General features: G+C 58.6%; 17 protein-coding genes. 11 read left to right on the top strand and 6 right to left on the bottom strand.

The features are described from left to right. Complete coding sequence (gene sufB / locus A3EC_RS0104595) at positions 1-1,449, bottom strand: Fe-S cluster assembly protein SufB (RefSeq protein ID WP_018024000.1); 1,449 nt, start codon at positions 1,447-1,449, stop codon at positions 1-3. Beyond that, complete coding sequence (locus A3EC_RS0104590; RefSeq protein ID WP_018023999.1) at positions 1,446-2,159, bottom strand: helix-turn-helix transcriptional regulator; 714 nt, start codon at positions 2,157-2,159, stop codon at positions 1,446-1,448. The genes sufB and A3EC_RS0104590 overlap by 4 nt, the downstream gene beginning before the upstream one ends. A gap of 149 nt (positions 2,160-2,308) precedes the next feature. On the opposite strand from A3EC_RS0104590, the gene mptB reads away from it, so the two are divergent. The 6 genes from mptB to A3EC_RS11330 all read left to right on the top strand — a co-directional run bounded on the left by mptB (position 2,309) and on the right by A3EC_RS11330 (position 9,022). Next, on the top strand, positions 2,309-4,096 hold the full coding sequence (gene mptB / locus A3EC_RS0104585; RefSeq protein ID WP_018023998.1) for a polyprenol phosphomannose-dependent alpha 1,6 mannosyltransferase MptB: 1,788 nt from the start codon (positions 2,309-2,311) through the stop codon (positions 4,094-4,096). Continuing rightward, on the top strand, positions 4,081-5,052 hold the full coding sequence (locus A3EC_RS0104580) for an ABC transporter ATP-binding protein (protein WP_018023997.1): 972 nt from the start codon (positions 4,081-4,083) through the stop codon (positions 5,050-5,052). The genes mptB and A3EC_RS0104580 overlap by 16 nt, the downstream gene beginning before the upstream one ends. Continuing rightward, positions 5,049-5,843 carry an ABC transporter permease gene (locus tag A3EC_RS0104575; protein WP_018023996.1) on the top strand — a complete coding sequence of 265 codons (795 nt, stop codon included), beginning with the start codon at positions 5,049-5,051 and terminating at the stop codon, positions 5,841-5,843. Before A3EC_RS0104580 ends, A3EC_RS0104575 begins: the two co-directional genes overlap by 4 nt. Before the next feature lie 7 nt (positions 5,844-5,850). After that, entirely contained in the window at positions 5,851-7,233 is a 1,383-nt protein-coding gene (locus A3EC_RS0104570) for a TrkH family potassium uptake protein (RefSeq protein ID WP_026162212.1), read from the top strand. Positions 7,234-7,246: 13 nt separating this feature from the next. Continuing rightward, positions 7,247-7,918 carry a potassium channel family protein gene (locus A3EC_RS0104565; protein WP_018023994.1) on the top strand — a complete coding sequence of 224 codons (672 nt, stop codon included), beginning with the start codon at positions 7,247-7,249 and terminating at the stop codon, positions 7,916-7,918. A gap of 93 nt (positions 7,919-8,011) precedes the next feature. Next, entirely contained in the window at positions 8,012-9,022 is a 1,011-nt protein-coding gene (locus A3EC_RS11330) for a COX15/CtaA family protein (protein ID WP_018023993.1), read from the top strand. A 124-nt stretch (positions 9,023-9,146) separates the two neighbouring features. On the opposite strand, the gene A3EC_RS0104555 is transcribed toward A3EC_RS11330, so the two are convergent. Continuing rightward, positions 9,147-10,079: a heme o synthase gene (locus A3EC_RS0104555; RefSeq protein ID WP_018023992.1), complete on the bottom strand. Its 933-nt coding sequence runs from the start codon at positions 10,077-10,079 to the stop codon at positions 9,147-9,149. Positions 10,080-10,270: 191 nt separating this feature from the next. Between A3EC_RS0104555 and tkt the strand changes: the two genes are divergently transcribed. From tkt to pgl, 5 genes are all read left to right on the top strand, one after another. After that, positions 10,271-12,364: a transketolase gene (gene tkt / locus A3EC_RS0104550; RefSeq protein ID WP_018023991.1), complete on the top strand. Its 2,094-nt coding sequence runs from the start codon at positions 10,271-10,273 to the stop codon at positions 12,362-12,364. A 119-nt stretch (positions 12,365-12,483) separates the two neighbouring features. After that, the gene (gene tal / locus A3EC_RS0104545) at positions 12,484-13,605 is read left to right on the top strand and encodes a transaldolase (RefSeq protein ID WP_040428111.1); all 1,122 of its coding nucleotides are present in this window, start codon (positions 12,484-12,486) and stop codon (positions 13,603-13,605) included. Between the two features lie 38 nt (positions 13,606-13,643). Then, positions 13,644-15,200, top strand: a complete 1,557-nt coding sequence (zwf, locus tag A3EC_RS0104540; RefSeq protein WP_051060987.1) for a glucose-6-phosphate dehydrogenase — start codon at positions 13,644-13,646, stop codon at positions 15,198-15,200. Between the two features lie 44 nt (positions 15,201-15,244). Further along, complete coding sequence (locus A3EC_RS0104535) at positions 15,245-16,219, top strand: glucose-6-phosphate dehydrogenase assembly protein OpcA (RefSeq protein ID WP_018023988.1); 975 nt, start codon at positions 15,245-15,247, stop codon at positions 16,217-16,219. 84 nt (positions 16,220-16,303) lie between these two features. After that, entirely contained in the window at positions 16,304-17,032 is a 729-nt protein-coding gene (gene pgl / locus A3EC_RS0104530) for a 6-phosphogluconolactonase (RefSeq protein ID WP_018023987.1), read from the top strand. A gap of 38 nt (positions 17,033-17,070) precedes the next feature. On the opposite strand, the gene secG is transcribed toward pgl, so the two are convergent. The 3 genes from secG to tpiA all read right to left on the bottom strand — a co-directional run bounded on the left by secG (position 17,071) and on the right by tpiA (position 21,049). Continuing rightward, positions 17,071-17,307, bottom strand: coding sequence for a preprotein translocase subunit SecG (gene secG, locus A3EC_RS0104525; protein WP_018023986.1), 237 nt, complete (start codon positions 17,305-17,307; stop codon positions 17,071-17,073). Positions 17,308-17,399: 92 nt separating this feature from the next. Next, entirely contained in the window at positions 17,400-20,198 is a 2,799-nt protein-coding gene (gene ppc, locus A3EC_RS0104520; RefSeq protein WP_018023985.1) for a phosphoenolpyruvate carboxylase, read from the bottom strand. Positions 20,199-20,248: 50 nt separating this feature from the next. Then, entirely contained in the window at positions 20,249-21,049 is an 801-nt protein-coding gene (tpiA, locus tag A3EC_RS0104515; RefSeq protein ID WP_018023984.1) for a triose-phosphate isomerase, read from the bottom strand. Between the last annotated feature and the right edge of the window lie 64 nt (positions 21,050-21,113).

The following is a 21,113-nucleotide window of genomic DNA, read 5'->3' as shown; positions in this document are numbered from 1 at the left end:
TTAGCCGACCGACCCTTCCATCTGCAGTTCAATGAGGCGGTTGAGCTCGAGGGCGTATTCCATCGGGAGCTCCTTTGCAATTGGTTCCACGAAGCCGCGAACAATCATTGCCATGGCGTCTTCCTCTTCGATACCGCGGCTCATCAGGTAGAACAGCTGGTCGTCAGAGACCTTGGACACGGTTGCTTCGTGTCCCATGGTGACCTTGTCGTTGCGGATATCCACGTACGGGTACGTGTCCGAACGGGAAATGTTGTCCACCAGCAGCGCGTCACATTCAACGTTGGACACGGAGTTGACCGCATCCTTGTTGACCTGAACCAGACCACGGTATGCGGAGCGGCCGCCACCACGGGCCACCGACTTCGACACCACCGAGGAGGAAGTGTTTGGTGCCATGTGCACCATCTTCGCGCCGGTGTCCTGGAACTGGCCTTCGCCAGCGAAAGCGACAGACAGCACTTCACCGCGAGCGTGCTCGCCGGTCATCCACACCGCTGGGTACTTCATTGTGACCTTGGAGCCGATGTTGCCGTCGACCCATTCCATGATGGCGCCCTCTTCAGCCTTGGCACGCTTGGTGACCAAGTTGTAGACGTTGTTGGACCAGTTCTGAATGGTGGTGTAGCGGCAGCGGCCACCCTTCTTCACGATGATCTCCACAACTGCCGAGTGCAGCGAGTCGGACTTGTAGATCGGTGCGGTACAGCCCTCGACGTAGTGCACGTAGGCACCTTCGTCAACGATGATGAGGGTGCGCTCGAACTGACCCATGTTCTCGGTGTTAATGCGGAAGTATGCCTGCAGTGGAATGTCGACGTGGACACCCTTTGGCACGTAGATGAAGGAGCCACCGGACCACACAGCGGTGTTCAAAGCGGAGAACTTATTGTCACCGGCTGGGATGACGGTGCCAAAGTACTCGTGGAAGAGGTCCTCGTGCTCACGCAGTGCAGTGTCGGTATCAAGGAAGATAACGCCCTGCTGTTCCAGGTCTTCGCGAATCTGGTGGTAAACAACCTCAGACTCGTACTGAGCTGCCACACCGGCAACCAGACGCTGCTTTTCCGCCTCCGGAATACCCAGCTTGTCGTAGGTTTCCTTAATGTCTTCCGGCAGGTCTTCCCAAGTGGTGGCCTGCTTCTCGGTGGAGCGGACGAAGTACTTGATGTTGTCGAAGTCGATATCCGACAAGTCCGCGCCCCATTTTGGCATTGGCTTCTTGTCGAAAATCTGCAGAGCCTTGAGCCGCTGGTTCAGCATCCACTCGGACTCGTTCTTCTTCGCGGAAATATCGCGAACGACGGCTTCATTCAGACCACGTTGTGCGGCGGCACCAGCGGCGTCAGAGTCATGCCAGCCGTACTGGTATGCACCGATAGAGTCAATAATCTCCTCATCGGTCTGTGGTTTCGCCGGTATGTTGTGCTTGTCCTGTGCGAGAGTCACGATCCGCTCCTTCCTTCGGGCTCATGAGTAACTGGGGTAATTGGAATGTAGGTAGTGCAAATGCCATTGCCATCGGCAATTGTGGCGAGCGATTGGATGTGCTGACCCATCAGGTTCGACACAACTTCATGTTCCGCTGCACACAGTTCCGGGAAATCCTCAGCCACATGGCTGATTGGGCAATGGTGTTGACAGATTTGGACACCGCGACCAGAGTCCGTCACTGATGCGGCATATCCATGTTGGGATAGTGCGTCAGCAACTTCTTTCGCGGTTCGGGCAAGCGATTCCGAATCATCTTCGGCTGGTTGCACGTCTTTCAGAATGTCTACGATGCGCTGCTTGGCAAATGCCGCCACGGCAGCATCGCCACCGGCTCGTCGCAAAGCATGCAACGCTGCGGCAGCAAGCGAATCGTATTCATGGCCGAATTCCGCACGACCCGCATCGGTTAGGCGGAAATCTTTAGCCGGACGACCCCGGCCCCGGTTCCGCGTCCGGTTTTCGATGACTTCTGCCAAGCCATCCTTCTGTAAATTGTCCAAGTGGCGACGGACACCAGCTGCAGTTAGCCCCAATTCGGAACTAATCTCAGTGGCGCTAATCGGGCCGCTGGCCAGCAAAAGCCGCAGAATGTTCTGCCGAGTATCACCGTCTTGGTTGACCGGCTTGAGCGCAGCGCCCTCGGTAACCTTTTCTGTAGATACCACTTCGACTTCACCTCCATTCCAGCTCCATAGTTAAAAGTGGCAGGCACCACTCCTAACGAATTGGACTACACCAGTGTTCCTTAATTCAGTTGGTTTGTCCACTATTCGATTACGACGCTGCCGAACCCACGTGAGTAATATGTGCAGGCGTGAAGGCAACGACTACAAGCGACGACGCAGCCCAAAAGCAAGGCCGGCAGCCACAATGGCTGCGCAGCATCGTCGAACAGTTGCCACGATTCGGTCGTGCCGGTACCCGAACCGCCGAACTCCACAGCGGCGCTGATGCCACCGCCAAACCAAACACGCGCGCCATCACCTACCGTGAGCTGGAACGATTCGCCCAACTGCGCCTGCTTGGCACTATCGGCACCCTCCTGATGGCCATCGGCGGTCTCGGAGCCGGCGCGCTTCCCGTAGTCGGTAACCCATTCCACGCATTCCCGCTGGCCAACCTGCTCAGTCGCATGCTGTACTCCTCCACCGTCCTGGTGCTCATCGGCATTGGTCTGCTCATGGTGGCCTGGCTGATGATGGGCTTTTTCGTTGTAGGCCCCAAACGCGCCCGCTACGGTGTCGTGGCCACCGGAATGCTGGTGCGCACCTACGCCGCTTGGGTCATCCCGCTGTTGCTCACGGCCCCACTATTTACCCAGGACATCTACTCCTACCTGGCGCAAGGATCCATCGTTCGCCAAGGAATGGACCCCTATATCGCTGGGCCAGTTGACCTGCTCGGCACATCGAATGAACTCGCTCGGTCGGTGCCACTTATCTGGTCCCACTCCCCGAGTCCTTACGGCCCAGTTGCTCTCGGCATCGCCGCCGCTATTTCACAGATCACCGGCGACCACATCGCAGCTGGCGTCATCGCGCACCGGTTTGTCAGTACTATTGCCCTTTTTATTGTTGGCTGGGCGTTGGTGCGCCTGTCCCTGCGCTGCGGGGTGCGCCCACAGGCTGCGATTTGGCTTGGCATTTTGAACCCGCTGGCACTGCTTCACCTCGTCGCCGGCATACATAATGAGTCCATCATGCTGGCACTCATCCTCGTCGGACTCGAGCTCACCCTTCTCGGCTTATGCGGCCGCCCGACACCAGGTTCGCCAGATAGTCTCAGTGCCGGCGGCCATGCCGCGACTGCGGCTGTAACCGTCATAAAGCCCATTGTCTTTTCCCTATCGGCGCGGGCCTGGGGATGGTGCATCGTCGGCACGGTGCTCATCGCCTTGGCGGGAATGGTGAAAGTCACCGGGTTCATCGCACTCGGATTCGTCGGTATGGCCATTGCCCGTCGACTCGGCGGCAGCTGGTTGCACGTTGCCCTCGCAGCAGCATTTCAAGCGGTAGTCGCCGCCATCACTGTCGTCGCAGTCTCCATTGGCTCCGGCATGGGGCTGGGGTGGATTTCAGCGCAGGGCGGCGCCGCCACTATCCGCAGCTGGATGTCCATCACCACCGACGTGGGAGTTGTATCCGGATTTCTCGGCAACCTACTCGGACTTGGTGACCACACCGAGGCAATCCTGACGCTTTCGCGTGGACTCGGTGTGCTCGTCGCCATGGCGTGGATGCTCCGAATGCTGTTCGCAGTGCTGCAGGGACGCATTCATCCCCTCGGCGGCTACGGCTCATCGGTGCTGGTACTCGTGCTGCTCTTTCCCGTCGTGCACCCGTGGTACCTGCTCTGGGCCATCGTTCCACTGGCCGCTTGGGCAGACCGTCGGGGCTTCCGCCTGTCGGTTATCGCCTACTCGACCTTCTTCTCTTTTACAGTGCTGCCCCGCGGTCTGGCGCTGCCGCCCAGCGCCATCATCATTATTTACGTTTCCGCGGCGCTCATTTTCATCGTTTTGCTGCTGGGGCTGCTCTACCTCTTCACCCGAAATAAGCCGCTAGTCACCGGCCGAATCTGCCCCCCATGTGCGACGGGCTAGACTCTTCGATTGTGACTTCCCAAGCTATCCCGGCGCTGCGCCTTGACAACGTATCCAAACACTTTGGTGCCACAAAGGCGGTTAACGACCTGTCCTTCACCTGTGAACAAGGCCAGATCATTGCTCTGCTTGGACCCAACGGTGCTGGTAAAACCACCACCATTGAAATGTGCGAGGGCTTCCAGAAGCCGGATGCCGGCAGCGTGGAAGTGCTTGGCATGAATCCAGCTACCCACCCCGATCAGCTCCGGTCCCGCATCGGCATTATGTTGCAGGGTGGGGGCGCCTACCCCGGTATCAAAGTCGGCGAAATGATGAACCTTGTTGCCAGTTATGCCGACAATCCGCTTGACCCGTTGTGGCTACTGGAAACCGTGGGACTAGCCCAGCACCAAAAGACCTCCTTCCGGCAGCTGTCCGGTGGCCAACAGCAGCGCCTGTCGCTGGCTTGCGCCCTAGTGAACCGGCCGGAGCTGGTGTTTCTTGACGAACCGACCGCGGGGCTAGACACGCAGTCCCGGATGGCAGTGTGGGATTTAGTCAAGTCCATGCGCCGTGACGGGGTCACCATTGTTTTAACCACCCACCTGCTTGATGAAGCGGAAGCGCTCGCTGACCGGGTCATCATCATCGACCATGGCCAGCTGGTAGCCGAAGGCACGATGGCTGAACTGACCCGCGCCACTCACGCGCAAGGCATTTCGGTGACCACCACCGTCGCACCGGACTTCGACGCGCTCAGCGGCGCGTTGCAGGCGGCTGGGGTTACCTCCACCCCGGTGCACCAGACCGGCGCGCTGCGATTCAAGATTGATGCGGCGGCCACCCCGGCGGTGGTTGCGCAGGTTGCTTCGGTCCTAGCGGAGCAGGATATCCTCGCTACCAGCATTGATGTGGCGACGAGGCATTTGGAGGACGTTTTCCTTGAGCTCACCGGACGGGAGATGCGCAAATGAGCAATGAACAAGTAGCTGCCACCCAGTTCCCGCCAGGGACCTTCACCCCAGCGCCGAAACGCGCAAGCCTCGGCAAAATCCTATGGACGCAGTCCAAGATGGAAACGAAGCTGGTGATGCGCCACGGGGAACAGGCCCTGTTGAACCTCATCATCCCGCTGCTCATGCTTGTTGGACTGACGCTGTTCGCCAAACCAGAAGGCGGAGTTGACCAAGTCTTCCCGCTCATCCTCGCCATTGGTGTGATGTCCGCTGGCTTCACCGCTCAGTCCATCAGCGTCGGGTTTGATCGTCGCTATGGTGCACTCAAGCGCATGGGCGCGTCCGGCATTCCGAAGTGGGCAATCATCGGCGGCAAAATTGGTGCAGTCATTGCCACGGTTATTGTGCAGACCGCGATTTTCACTGCTGTTGCCCTATCCCTTGGTTGGCGCGCAACCCCAGCTGAGCTGCTGTTTGCCGGCATTATTTTGCTGCTTGGTGCGGTGTGTTTCACCTCGCTCGGCATGCTGCTGGGCGGCACGCTGTCGGCACATGTCATTCTGGCTGTCGCCAATATTGTGTGGTTTGTTTTGCTCGGTGCAGCCTTTATCGCAGTAATGACTGCCGACCTCAATCCGGCGGTGGAAGCTGTGCTGGCGTGGATACCGTCGGTGGCGATTGCCTCGGGTCTGATTGACGCGTTTGCCGGCAGTTTTGCCTGGCATAGCGTGCTGGTGTTGCTGGTGTGGTCGGCGATTGCGGCATTTTTTGCAGTGAAGCTATTCGACTTCCAATCCAAGCGCGACTGAGTAGCATGTGAGGCGTGAATTATCTAAGTCGGAGGTCAACTTAGGTCCGACGCGCATTGTGGCGTTGGCCTTCCTGACCCTGATTGTCCTGGGCACTGCCCTGCTCATGTTGCCGATTTCGGCAAGCTCTGGCGACGCCACTGATGTCGTCTCTGCCCTGTTCACCGCAACCTCCGCTACCTGTCTGACCGGCCTCATCGTGGTGGACACCGCGACACACTGGTCAGCCTTCGGCCAAATCGTGGTCCTCAGCCTGATCCAACTCGGCGGCTTCGGCATTATGAGCCTGACATCTCTCGCCGGCATGTTGCTCACCGGCCGCATTGGGTTGCGCTCCCGCCTCAACGCTTCCGCAGAAGGCCGCACCCTGAGCCCCGCCGACGTTCGCCGCACCATCATCGCCACATTGGTCCTCACCGCTGTGATGGAGGTTGCGGTTGCATGCTTTTTGACGTTCAGGTTCGCACTCGGATACGACATGTCCGTCGGCCGCGCCATCTATGAGGGCATATTCCATTCCATTTCTGCGTTCAATAATGCCGGTTTCGGGTTGCGCAGTGACAATCTGATTCCGTACGTCGGCGACGCGTGGATCATCTTGCCGATTTCCGCATCACTGGTTATTGGCGGCTTAGGCTTCCCAGTGTTGTCGGAACTACTCGGTCGGGCCCGCAATTGGCTGCGCCGCGGCGAAGTGGTGGAAGACCGCAAAACGGAACGACTGTCGGTGACCGCAAAAGTCACTCTGATCGGTACCGCCATTTTGCTGACCGCCGGCATTGCCATGGTCGCAGTATTGGAGTGGAATTGGGCGCTGGCTGAACTGAGTACCAAAGAGAAAGTCTTTGGTGCGTTTTTCCAAGGTGTGACACCGCGCACCGCCGGTTTTAACTCCGTGGATTACGCAGACTTTCACCCCACGACGTTGATGGGCACTGACATCCTCATGTTCATTGGTGGCGGTTCAGCTGGTACTGCTGGTGGCCTGAAGATTACGACGTTCGCGGTATTAGTCGCGGCGATTGTGGCTGAATTCCGCAGCCGCGAAGTATGCACTATTAATCAACGCAGCATTGACCCGTCTGTGGTTCGGCAGGCACTGGCGGTGGCGTTTGCCGGGATCACCGTCGTCATTATTGGCATCGGGGCGCTGCGGATTTTAGAACCAGCAATCAACGGCGACTTCATCGTCTTCGAGGTGATTTCTGCCTTTGCGACTTCGGGATTATCCACGGGCATCACCGCCGAATTAAGTACACCGTCCAAGCTGATTCTTTGTTTCATCATGTACTTCGGCCGCGTTGGGCCGATAACATTGGTCACAGCACTCGGCACTCGTAAGGTCGCTGCCCGCTTCCAATACCCGAAGGAAAGGCCGTTCATTGGCTAGTCGTTTCCAGAATATGTTCCGCTCCCCTCGGAAGATCAATATTCCACCGGTAGCAGTGCTCGGTCTGGGGCGTTTTGGCACCTCCCTTGCCCATGAGCTCATTGACCACGGTGTCGAAGTTTTGGGGGTTGACTCCAATCCCCGCCAGGTCCAAGACATGGCGGAAACACTGACGCAGGCAGTGGTCGCCGACACCACAGATCCGCAGGCACTGCGCCAGCTGGGCATCGCGGAGTTTGACCGCGTGGTGGTGGGGATTGGTACAAACCTCGAGACCAGCATCCTGACCGCAGCCAATGTGGTGGACCTGAATGTGCGGGAAGTGTGGGCGAAAGCTGATTCGGATTCGCACGCCCGTATCCTGCGGAAAATCGGTGTTACTCAAGTGGTGCGACCAGAGTTCGATACCGGTAAACGGGTGGCGCACCTGCTGGGCGGACGCATCCAGGATTATGCGGCCTTCGCCAAAACCTACGCCATGGTGAAGTTAGCTCCGCCAGCATTTATGGTTGGTAAGCCGCTCGATAACCAAGCGCTGTGGAAGCAGCACCATGTGCATGTAGTGGCGTGTTATTCCCCACAACACGGATGGCAGCCGATGACCGACGGCGCGGTAGCAAAACCGGATGATGTGCTGCTCATCGGCGGCGATCCAAATGATCTTGAACTCATCGGGGAGCTTTAGGGCGGCGGATAACCGTCAAAAAGCTCGGTTTTTTGGGCAGCGGCAGCCGCGTGGAAATAGCTTATAAAACCGGCGGTGACTAGGGTTACGAGTGTGACTGCAACACCTAAAATTGACGGAAACCCTGCCTACACCGGGGCTTTTCGCTTCTTCCCGCTCCCAACGATTGCGCGGCAGCGTCTGTATGCGTTGCTGGTGCTGATTTCCCAGGCTGCGATTACCGTCACCGGCGCCACCGTGCGCGTGACCGGATCTGGGCTGGGCTGTGAAACTTGGCCGCAATGCCACGAAGGTTCGTTTGTACCGGTGGCAGGTGCCAACCCGATTCTGCAGCAGGTCGTCGAATTTGGTAACCGCCTGCTGACCTTTGTGCTGGCCGCCGCCGCAATTGTCATTGTGCTGGCCGTGTACCGAGCGCAGCGTCGCACCGAAATTAAGGTGCTGTCGTGGATCATGATTATTGGCGTGATTGTGCAGGCTGTTCTCGGTGGTATCACCGTGCTGGTGGGTCTGCACTGGACACTGGTGATGGCACACTTCCTGCCGTCTTCCCTGCTGACGTTCCTGGCCGCGATTTTGTATGTGCGCGTGGCAGAACCTGATGACGGCCACGATGTGAAAGTGTTCCCGCAGCAGCTCAATTTGCTCATCGCGGCGTCCACTGCCCTGCTGGCCTTCGTTTTGGTCACCGGAACGTTGGTGACTTCCGCCGGTCCACACGCCGGTGACGACACGGTGACCGCTGACCAGCGTCTCCAAGTCGATATTGATGCGATAGCCCGACTGCACGGCATCTCTATGTGGCTGTTCCTGATTTCCGTTGCGGCGATTATTGCCTTCCTGCTGCGCGTGGAACTGGATAAGCGCGCAAAGACGGTGGCGTGGGCGTTGGCAGTGTCGATTGGTGTACAGGCCGCAATTGGCTACATCCAGTACTTCAACGGCACCCCACGCGCCTTGGTACCAGTGCACATCGCCGCCGCCGGCGTGATTACCGCGCTGGCTGGCATCCTCTTCGCCTACGGTGTGCAGCGCCAAGGCGGTACCGCTACCCAAACCGGCTCGGTTGCCGCTGACGCCGAGCTCGCAGGACACACCAACTAGCGGCCCAAAAACAACGAACCCCTCGAGGTAGCCAGCGCGAAGCTGACTGCTCGAGGGGTATTTTATTGGGCGTTATGACGGTTACCGGAACCGGAAGTCTTAAACGCGCCGTCTAGAACACCGTCTAGAACAGGGAAGCTGGGAAACCGATGAAGTTACCGAGCTGTTCCAGGCCGATAAACGCGTCGACCGACAAGCCCACGCACCACAGGGCCAAGTAGTTGTTGGACAGCATGAACAGCTTCATTGGCTTAATTGGGGCGCCCTTTGTCACGTTAAGGTGCAGCTCAATGGCGCGCCAGAGGAACCAAGCGCCAGTGAGCACCGAAATCAGGGCGTAGAGCCAGCCGGCAGCAGGAATGAGCAAGAAGGTGGTGACAACGGTGGCCAAGGTGTACCAAATAATGCGAATGGTGACCTCTGGGGCCTTCTTCACCACTGGCATCATTGGCACACCAGCGGCTTTGTAGTCTTCCTTGTACCGCAGACCCAGCGCCCAAGTGTGTGGTGGAGTCCAGAAGAAAATGACCAGGAACAGCACAATCGCCTGCCACCAGTGTGCCGGCTCGCCCGGGTTCGCATCCGTGATGACGGCCCAACCGACCAGTACTGGCATGCAGCCAGCAGCGCCACCCCACACCACGTTCTGGTCCGTGCGGCGCTTGAGCCACATGGTGTACACGAAGACGTAGAAGGCAATGGTGATCAGGATGAAAATGCCGGCGAGCAGCGAGTTGCAGAGCAACCAGAGCCACAGGAAGCTGGCCACCATCAGCACGGTTGCAAAGATCATTGCAGCCCGGTTGGAGACACTTTCGCGGGCCAACGGTCGACGCCGAGTGCGGCGCATCTTCTTGTCAATATCTGAGTCCGCCACCATGTTGTACACGTTTGCGGATGCTGCGCCCATCCACCCGCCGACAAGTGTCAGCAGGATCAGCATTGCGTTGAGGTCCTGGCGGTCGGCCTGGAGCATCGCCGGAATGGCTGCGACAAGCAGCAGTTCAATCACTCGCGGCTTTGTCAACGCAATGTATGCCTTGACCGTATCTAGCAACAGTCCTCCCAATTCGGTTAATAAGCCTAAGTAGGTAGTCGGATGGCGTGGGCGAAAAGTTCCCAAAGAATTCCAACATCCTATTTTTAGGTCTTGTTTATGTTAGCGGTCGGACAAGGGGTTACAAACCTCGCCATGCCGTGGCCTAAACTAGGAAACGAAATGTCCGCTGTTGATAAGGAGAACAGACAGTGCATCTGACCCCAGAGCTTGAGGCGCTGACAAAGCCGAACCACCCAGCTGATTGGACTGACCTAGACACCCAAGCTGTAAACACTGCCCGCTTCCTGGCGGCAGATGCAGTGCAAAAGTGCGGCTCCGGCCACCCAGGCACCGCAATGTCCCTCGCGCCACTGGCCTACACCCTGTATCAGCGTGCAATGCGTCTGGACCCAACCGACCAGAAATGGGTTGGCCGGGACCGATTCATTCTCTCCTGCGGACACACCTCCCTCACCCAGTACATCCAGCTGTACCTTGGCGGTTTCGGTCTGGAACTAGACGACCTGAAGGCACTGCGTACCTGGGGTTCCCTTACCCCAGGTCACCCAGAATATGGTCACACTGATCACGTCGAAATGACCACCGGCCCACTCGGCCAGGGCCTCGCCACCGCCACCGGCATGGCGATGGCAGCGCGTCGCGAACGCGGCCTGTTTGACCCAGAACCAGGCCCAGGCAAGTCGCCATTCGACCACTTCATTTACGTCATCGCTTCTGACGGCGACGTCCAAGAAGGCATCACCGCTGAAGCTGCATCCCTGGCGGGTACCCAGCAGCTGGGCAACCTGATTGTGTTCTGGGATGACAACCGCATCTCCATTGAGGACCACACGGACATTGCCTTCAATGAAGATGTTGCTGCCCGCTACCGTGCCTACGGCTGGCAGGTCATCGAAATTGAAGGTGGCGAAGACATTGTCGCCATTGAGAAGGCTATTGAAGAGGCGAAGGCTGACCCGACTCGCCCAACGTTCATTCGTCTGCGCACCGTTATCGCATGGCCAGCACCAACCATGGCCAACACCGGTGCATCGCACGGCGCTGCGCTGGGTGAGGATGAAGTAGCCCGCGCCAAGGAAGGCCTCGGCTTCGATCCAGCTGAAACCTTCTTCGTTGCCGACGACGTCATTAAGCACACTCGTGCGCTGGCAGAGCGTGCTGCTGCTGCGCGCGCTGAGTGGCAGGAAAGCTTCGATGCGTGGGCTGCTGACAACCCAGAGCGCAAGGAGCTGTTTGACCGCTTGTACGCAGGTGAGCTCCCAGCTGATTGGGATGCGGAACTGCCAAGCTACGACGCTGACCCGAAGGGCGTGGCCACCCGTAAGGCTTCGGAAGCAGCTATTCAGGCGCTGGCCGCGAAGCTGCCGGAACTCTGGGGCGGCTCCGCTGACCTGGCAGGTTCGAACAACACCGTGATCAAGGGTGCGAAGAGCTTCGGTCCACAGACTATCTCCACTGACACGTGGTCCGCTGAACCATTCGGTCGTAACCTGCACTTCGGTATCCGCGAGCACGCCATGGGCGCAGTCGTCAACGGTATTGAACTGCACGGCCCTACCCGCGCCTACTGCGGTACATTCCTCGTGTTCTCGGACTACATGCGTCCGGCGGTACGGTTGGCTGCGCTGATGAACGTCTCCCCTACCTACGTGTGGACCCACGACTCCATCGGCCTTGGTGAAGACGGCCCGACCCACCAGCCGATCGAGCACCTAGCTGCGCTGCGTGCCATCCCGAACATGACCATGCTGCGCCCAGCCGACGCGAATGAAACCATCGCCGCTTGGGCAGCCTGCATCGACGGCCCAGAAGGACCAAAGGGCTTGGCGCTGACTCGCCAGAATGTGCCTGTGCTGGAAGGAACCAAGGACAAGGCCGCTGAAGGTGTCCGCCGCGGCGCCTACGTACTGGTTGAAGGTTCGAAGGCGACCCCGGACCTTATCGTGATGGCAACCGGCTCCGAGGTGCAGTACGCCGTTGCTGCGGCTGAAACCTTGGAAGCTGAAGGCACCGCTACCCGTGTTGTGTCTGTGCCGTCGCTGGACTGGTTTGAGCAGCAGGACGCTGAGTACATCGAATCTGTGCTGCCAGCAGCTGTGACTGCTCGTGTGTCCGTTGAAGCTGGTATCGCGATGCCGTGGTACCGCTGGCTGGGCAACCGCGGCGAAGCTGTATCGATTGAGCACTTTGGTGCATCGGCACCAGCTGGTGAGCTCTTCGAGAAGTTCGGATTCACCGCACAGGCTGTCGTTGACGCTGCGCACCGCAGCTTGGCGAAGTAAGCCGCGACCTAGGTAAAACCTAGGTCTGTAAGTTGCGTCGGTGTCTGTCTGACGGGGCGTATACGATGGGTGTGTCCCGCCGCATCGTCGGCCCCGTCTTGACGCGAAAGATGACACTGATGACTAACGCAAACGTTACCGCCCTTTCCGCAGCCGGAACCTCCACGTGGCTGGATGACTTGTCCCGCCAACGGATCCAATCCGGTAACTTGCAGCAGCTTATCGACGAACTGGCTGTGGTCGGTGTGACCACGAACCCAGCAATCTTCGCCACCGCCATGACCAAAGGCAGCGAGTACGAAGAGCAGCTGGCTGAACTCGCCGCCACCGGTGCTGACGCTGCTGAAGCCGTCTTCACCATGGCCATTGACGATGTTCGCGACGCCTGCGACGTGTTCGCACCAGTAGCTACTGCCACTGATGGTGTCGATGGCCGCGTGTCTATTGAAGTGGACCCACGCTACGCAGCTGACTACGACAAAACCATTTCCCAAGCACGAGACCTCGTCGCTCGCGTCGGCCGTGAAAACGTGCTGATCAAGATTCCAGCAACCCCGGAATCCATCCCAGCGATCGAAACTGCAATCTCCGAGGGCATTAACGTCAACGTCACCCTCATCTTCTCCGTGGAACGCTACCGGGAAGTCATCGAGGCCTACATTTCCGGCCTCGAGAAGGCGAAGGCTGCTGACCTGAACCTGTCCGCCATCCACTCCGTTGCGTCCTTCTTCGTTTCCCGCGTGGACTCCGAAGTGGACAAGCGCCTTGCCGCCATCGGCACCGAGGAAGCCAAGGCGTTGGAAGGCAAAGCTGCGTTGGCTAACGCCTGGCTGGCATACGCCTTGTACCGTGAGCAGTTCTCTGCGCAGAATCCACGGTGGGCGGCACTGGCCGAAGCTGGCGCAAAGGTACAGCGACCATTGTGGGCATCGACTTCTGTGAAGAATCCGGCCTACCCTGCCACCTTGTATGTCGAGGAACTGGCTGCAGCCAACACCGTCAACACCATGCCAGAGAGCACCCTGATGGCTGTGGCCGACGCTGAGCAGGCTGTTTCCGGCGCCGCCATCACCCCAGAGCGTGAAGCGGAGGGTGAGCGGATTTTCGAGCAATTGACCGCTCTGGGCGTCGATATGGCCGATGTGTTCCGTGTGCTGGAAACCGAAGGCGTTGAGAAATTTGTCGCCAGCTGGGACGAATTGCTGACCGCGATTGACGGCAAGCTTGCCGCAATGCGCTAAATTCGATCCGCTAGTTTTTCTATTCGAGAAAGGTCCCGATGACCAATCCTCTAAGCGGTGGTCCCATGCAGGAAGCGGACTTCAACCCGCTGCGTGACTCGCAAGATAAACGTCTACCGCGAATCGCCGGTCCCGGTGGCATGGTGATTTTCGGTGTCACCGGTGACCTAGCCCGCAAGAAGCTGCTGCCTGCAATCTATGACCTCGCGAACCGCGGGTTATTGCCAGCTAGTTTCGCGCTAGTGGGATATGGCCGTCGTGACTGGTCAAAGGAATACTTCGAGCGTTTCGTCTACGACTGCATCGTGGACCGCGCCCGTACCCCACTGCGGGAAAACGTGTGGCGCCGCCTAGCAGAAGGTATTCACTTTGTGCAGGGCACTTTTGACGACGACGAAGCTTTTGACCGGCTTGCCGCAAAGCTTGGCGAGATCGACCGCACCCGTGGCACCGCCGGGAACTGGGGCTACTACCTATCCATTCCACCGGCAAGCTTCTCCGCGGTCTGTAACCAACTGGACCGAAGCGGTCTGGCGAAATCCGAAACCGGTAGCTGGCGCCGCGTCATCATTGAAAAGCCATTCGGCCACGACCTGCAGTCCGCACGCGAGCTGAACCATATCGTCAACAGTGTCTTCCCGGAAGAGGCTGTCTTCCGCATCGACCACTACCTTGGCAAAGAAACAGTGCAGAACATCATGGCGCTGCGGTTTGCCAACCAGCTATTCGATCCACTGTGGTCCTCGCATTACATCGACCATGTGCAGATCACCATGGCCGAAGACATTGGTTTGGGCGGCCGTGCCGGCTACTACGACGGAATTGGCGCTGCCCGAGACGTCATCCAGAACCATTTGCTGCAGCTGCTCGCTTTGGTGGCGATGGAAGAGCCGCTGGCTTTTACCCCGCATGAACTGCAGACCGAGAAGATTAAAGTGCTGCGCGCCACCGAGCCAGTGTTCCCATTCAGCCGTACGACGGCGCGTGGACAGTATGCCGCTGGTTGGCAGGGCTCAGAGCCGGTGGTTGGTCTGCGCGATGAAGAAGGCTTCGACCCAGAATCCAATACCGAGACCTATGCTGCACTGACTTTGCAGATTAATTCCCGCCGTTGGGCCGGTGTGCCGTTTTATTTGCGTACCGGTAAGCGGTTGGGTCGCCGTGTCACTGAGATTGCCTTAGTCTTCAAAGCCGCGCCACACCTGCCATTTGCCGATGTGATGACCACTGCGCTGCACGAAAACGCCATGGTGATCCGTGTGCAGCCAGACGAAGGTGTGCTGATGCGCTTCGGTGCGAAGGTGCCTGGCTCCACCATGGAAGTTCGCGATGTGAACATGGACTTCGCTTACTCTGAGTCCTTCACGGAAGAATCGCCAGAAGCCTACGAACGCCTGATCTTGGACGCTCTCCTTGACGAAGCAAGCCTCTTCCCCACTAACGAAGAGGTGGAACTGTCCTGGAAGATCCTTGACCCAGTGTTGGAATACTGGGCGCAGCGTGGCCGTCCGGAAGACTATCCGGCAGGCTCGTGGGGGCCAGAATCCGCCAACCGCATGTTGGCCCGGGATGGGCGTGCATGGCGGCGCCCATAACCGTCAACATAACCGTCACAAAGCGAAGGCGTTAAGGACTCAGGATGATTATTTCATTGCCGGGAACCACCACCCGGGCGATTTCGCGACAACTGTCGGAAATGCGCGAATCCGGCGGGCAGGTGACCACAGGGCGGGTGCTGTCCCTCATTGTGGTACTGTCCGTCACTGACGATGTCGAAACGGCGATTTCCACGGCGATTGAGGCATCGCGCGAGCACCCAGCACGTGTGTTGGTGATGATCACTGACGACACTCCGGACCAGCCAGATTCCTTCAATGCAGAGATTCGTGTGGGCGGTGACGCCGGCGCCGCGGAAGTGATTGTGATGTGGATTGGCGGGCAAGCTACCGGCCACTTGGAGTCCATTGCGACGCCGTTGCTGCTGCCAGACACCCCAATTGTGGCGTGGTGGCCATGCCGAGCGCCGGATTTCCCGGCAGAAACGGGCATCGGGCGGATTGCAACGCGTCGCATCACCGACAGTCAATCGGATATGACTGATGATTCAATTACGATTCGTCGCTCCGGCTACTCCCCAGGCGACACCGACCTAGCATGGGCGCGGCTGACATCCTGGCGCGGAGTGCTCGCCTCCATTTTTGACCTCCCACCGGCAGAACCAGTCACCCGTGTGACTATTTACGGCCCGTCGAAGTGTGCGTCGGTTGACTTGGCGGGCGGTTGGCTCGCGGACCGCCTCGGCATTGGTGTACGCCGTGTCGACACCGGCGAGACCGCCCCAGCCTTAGATGCGCGCGGTCATTTGGCCCCGCCAGTGACGAAGATTGTGCTGGAACGTTCCGAGTCCACCGTCGAGCTAGAAGTCGTTGACGCTACGACCTCTGTGCAGCGGATTTCCGGCCGGGAAGAACTAGCCATCGCACTATCAGCCCGCTCCGATGTGGACTGCCTGTCGGAGGAGCTGCGCCACTTGGACCCCGATGTCGCCTACGCAAAGGCACTGCGTGGCCTGTCCCGCCTCAGCTTCGTCCGCGCTGACCAGCTTGCGGACTAGACTCTGCGGACTAGATGAAGGGCGCAGCCTGCCCTTGTCGCCCCTTCCCCCGACATTGTTGCTTGTTGACGAAAGGATTGCCCCGTGACCACCCATAGCTTTTCCCACCACAGTGACCTTGACAGCCTAGTGGCCGCTGCCCGCGCTGAATTTTGCCGAGTCGTGGAAGCAAAACAAGCAGGCGGAGGCGATGCCTATGTGGTGCTGACCGGCGGCGGCGCCGGAATTGGTTTGTTGCGGGCGCTGCGCGCCGACTCCGGAGCTATCGATTGGCAGCGGGTGCACGTGTTCTTCGGCGACGAACGGTTTGTCCCGGCAGCTGACGGTGACCGGAACGCATTGCAGGCCCGAGAGGCGCTGCTCAACCATGTTGATATTCCAGCCGCGCAGATTCATGAAATTGCGGCCAGCGATGGTGAATTTGGCGATGACCCAGACGCTGCCGCCGCAGCATATGCAGCTGTCATCGCTGACCAAGCTCCTGAAGGCTACGACATTCACCTGCTGGGCATGGGCGGCGAAGGCCATATCAACTCGATCTTTCCGCACACTGCGGAAGTCGCCGAGGGGGCGCCACCGGTGATGGCGGTGCGGAACTGCCCGAAGCCGCCACCAACCCGAGTGACGCTGACCTTGCCGGAAATTCACCGGGCGCAGCATGTGTGGCTCTTGGTAGCTGGACAAGAAAAAGCGCAAGCAGTCCGGGGCATTGCCGGTGGACTGCCTGCGCGTGACTTGCCAGCTGCTGGTGTTCAGGGGCAGCAATCAACCATTGTGTTTGTTGATGCTGCCGCTGCCAGTGAACTGAACTAGAAGAAAACCCGCGGGAGCTTTACCAACCCGCGGGGCTTTTACCAACCGAAGCGGGTAAACAGCAGCAGCAGGATGATGCTGGCCAACCAAATCACTGCGGTGATAACGGTGAAGCGATCCAGGTTCTTCTCCACCACAGTCGAACCAGAAAGGTTCGACTGCATGCCGCCACCAAACAGGCTGGACAGGCCACCGCCGCGGCCCTTATGCAGCAAGATGAAGGTCGTCATCAGCAGGGTTGAGATGACAAGCACGATCTGGATAGCGAGGTACACGCGGTATCCCTCCGGGGTTGGTGGACATATGGACGTTAATCATAGCCATGATACACGCCATGGTTATGAATCCAGGTTTCTAGCTCGAGTTTCTAGCCCGAGTTTCGCAGTGCGGTCGCCAGACCATTCATGGTCAGCTGGATCCCGCGACGCACCTTCGGCCGGTCATCGCCGGCGCGGTAACGTCGCAACAGCTCTAACTGGATGATGTTGAGCGGCACCAAATATGGGAAACGCATGGCAGACGAACGCTGCAACTCAGGGTTGTCCTGCAGCAACGAGTCATACTTGGTGACCTTGAGGAACATTTCCAAGGTCAGCTCGTATTCCGCTTCAATTGTTGAATAGATACGTTCGGCGGTTTCCGAATCGTCAACAAGCTCCGAATACATCTTGGCTAACGGCAAGTCGACCTTACTCATCACCTGCGCCATATTGGACAGCACCGAGTTGAACCACGGCCACCGGTCCTTCAGGCTTTGCAGGTACTCGAGGCGCTCTGCGGAGCCAGCATCGTCACCAATCCACTGCTTCAAGGCACTGCCGACGCCGAACCAGCCTGGCAGCATCGTGCGGGACTGCGACCACGCCAGCACCCACGGAATTGCCCGCAGATCCGCGATGGACGTGGTCTGTTTGCGGGACGATGGCCGCGACCCAATATTGAGGTCACCAATCTCCGACACCGGCGTCGACTGCTCAAAGTAGGCAATGAAACCAGGGTCTTGGTGCATCACCGCGGCGTACGCTTCCTGGGACAGCTCTGAAATCTCTTTCATCGCCTGGAAAGCGTGCTCTGGGTCCTCCAGCGCGTCCACCGGCAGCAGCGATGCTTCCAGTGTCGCGGACACCAACACCTCAAGGTTTCGCGTCGCCGTCGACGTCGTGCCGTACTTGGCGGAAATGATTTCGCCCTGCTCGGTGACTCGAACACTGCCCTGCACGGCACCTGCAGGTTGCGCCAAGATCGCATCGTAGGATGGGCCACCGCCTCGACCGACAGTGCCACCGCGGCCGTGGAAGAGGCGAAGGGAAATGCCGTTATCTGCTGCGGCTTGCACAATGTCTCGTTCTCCGTCGTAGAGCGCCCAGTTCGCCGCGAAGTAGCCGCCGTCCTTGTTGGAGTCGGAATAGCCGAGCATCACTTCCTGCAAATCACCGCGACTAGTCACATAGCCTCGGTAGAGCGGCAGGTTCCACGCATCGCGCAGCACAGTCGCGCCAGCTTGCAGGTCTTCAATCGTCTCGAAAAGCGGGACGATGTCAACGCCGCCGGTGATGGTGCCGTTGGCGCAGTCGATGATGCCAACTTCCTTCAGCAGAATCATTGGTTCTAGCAGGTCGGAAACTGAGGTGCACATCGAAATGATGGAATGCGGCACAATTTCGCGGCCAAAACGGTGAACCGCCCGCGCAGCTGCACGATGGATGCCCAATTCCTTCTCTGCAACTTCGCTGAGTTGATGTCCCACCGGCACCAGTGGGCGCGCATTCGACAACTCGGAAGTCAAGACCTTAACCTTGTCGGCTTCTGGCAAATCACGGTAGTTCTCGCAGACTCCTCCCAACGCGAAAAGCTCAGTGAGAATATTCTCGTAGCTCTCCGAATTCTGTCGAAGGTCCAGGGAATACAAGTGGAAGCCGAAGGATTCAACCGCATATTGCAGGTCTTTGAGCCGGTGGTCGGCAATGATGTCGTCATTGGACTGTCGCAGGGACTTTTCGACGATTGCAAGGTCCGTTCGCAGTTCGTCGGCGTCAGAATATGGGGTGTATTCGTCCCAATTGCCTTCCACAGCGCCAGTTCCCAGCAAGTGTAAGGCAGTAGCGGCCACGCGTCCGCGAATGCCATGGACAGCCTTGCGGTATGGCTCGTCGACGCGCGACGGTATGTCATTGTGGCCTTGGGATGCCAGGTTCACGAGGTCAACGGTGACATTGGACAGGCGGTCGGACAGCGACAGTTCCCGTTCCAGCAGATGCAGCTGACCAAGGTAATAGCGCAGCACTACCCCGGCGGCACTTCGGGTGGCGTAATCGACCACTGAGCTATTGACGTAAGGGTTGCCATCGTGGTCGCCGCCGATCCAGGAACCCATCTGGATGACCGGGCGTTCTGGGAGATTTTCGCCGAAATCTGCGCGCAAACCTTCGATGACGGCGCGGTTAATCTTCGGGACGGTCTCCAGTAAAGAAAGCTTGTAGTAACGCAGCCCAACGTCCACTTCGTCAGTGATTTGTGGGCGGTTCAGGCGGATCAATGCGGTCTGCCAGAGCGTTGAAATGCGGCGGTAGATGTCCGCATCAATTGCGTCAAGACGCTGCTGAGTGCGCGCGGTGTGCGGCGCCTGTAGAACATCGTGGCGTTGTGCCATCAGCGCGGTGATGTGCTTTTGGGAGTCGAAGACGGTGCGACGACGCGTTTCCGTTGGGTGAGCCGTCAGCACCGGCACCACTTCCACCTTGTCCAAGATTGCAGCGACTTCCTCTGCCGAAACGTTGTGTTCCTGCAGTTTCCGGCGGGTTGCCGTGAACGAAGAATCCGGTGCTGGGGCCCCAGCATCCAGCAGCGCTTCTCGCTTGCTTTCGTCGTGCAGGTCCTCTGAGAGGTTGGCCAGCAAGGCGAAGTGGGAGAAGGCTCGGATGACGGGGTTTGCGGACTCAGGGTCGATGTCTTGGAACAGCTCGGAGATTTCCTCAATGCCGGATTCGCCCCGGCGCAGCCGGAAGGCGGCCTGCCGTGCGTTTTCCACGAGGTTGAAGACTTCTTCGCCTTCTTGTTCGCGGATGACATCGCCGAGGATTCGTCCGAGGTGTCGGATATCCTCGCGCATCGTGTCATCGAGGGAATGTCCCTGCTGATCGGTTAGAAGATCGGTTTCGATATTCATTGCACCTTCACAAGCGTCCGAGGTGGAAGTGGGTATTCAGTTATTAGTTGTTAAGCGGTTGGCGCTGGCTTGGAGATATCGCCGGCTGCCAAGGCGCAAAGCTTGGCGAACATTTCGCCGTCCAAAGAAGCGCCGCCGACGAGGCCACCGTCAACGTCTGGTTCGTTGATGAGTTCTTCGACGTTGTCGACCTTCATGGAGCCGCCGTAGAGGATGCGCATCTTGTCAGCAGTCTCCTGGCCCGCCAGTTCCACCAGTGCCGCGCGGATAGCACCGCACACTTCCTGGGCGTCAGCTGCAGAAGCGGTCTTGCCAGTACCGATTGCCCACACTGGTTCGTAGGCAATGACGACGTTCGCAAGGTCGGTGTCGCGCAGGTTCTTTAGCGATTGCGTGGTCTGCTCAACCACGAAGTTGACGTGCTCGCCAGCTTCACGAACTTCGAGGGACTCGCCGACGCACACGATTGGGCTGATGCCTTCGCGCAATGCAGCGGCGGCCTTCTGGGCAACCACTTCGTCGGTTTCGCCGTGCATGGAACGGCGCTCGGAGTGGCCGGCAACAATCCAGCGGCAGCCGAGCTTCGACAGCATACCTGCGGAGATTTCACCGGTGTAGGCGCCCGCCTCGTGCACAGAGACATCCTGTGCACCGTAAGTGACCTGAAGCTTGTCTCCTTCCACCAAGGTCTGCACGGAGCGGATGTCGGTGAAAGGTGGGATGACGGCAACGTCAACGTACTCGTAGTACTCCTTCGGCAGTGCAAAAGCCAGCTTCTGCACAACGCCAATGGCCTCGAGGTGGTTGAGGTTCATCTTCCAGTTACCTGCGATAAGTGGCTTACGAGCCATAATCAGTTCTCTTTCGTCTAGAGGTGGGCAATACTTCAGATACTAGAACAACTCGGTTCTGCTG

Origin of the sequence: Corynebacterium ulceribovis DSM 45146 (assembly GCF_000372445.1) — a bacterium.
In the GTDB taxonomy this organism is placed as follows: Bacteria; Actinomycetota; Actinomycetes; order Mycobacteriales; family Mycobacteriaceae; genus Corynebacterium; species Corynebacterium ulceribovis.
This window is presented reverse-complemented; position numbering and strand designations above follow the sequence as displayed.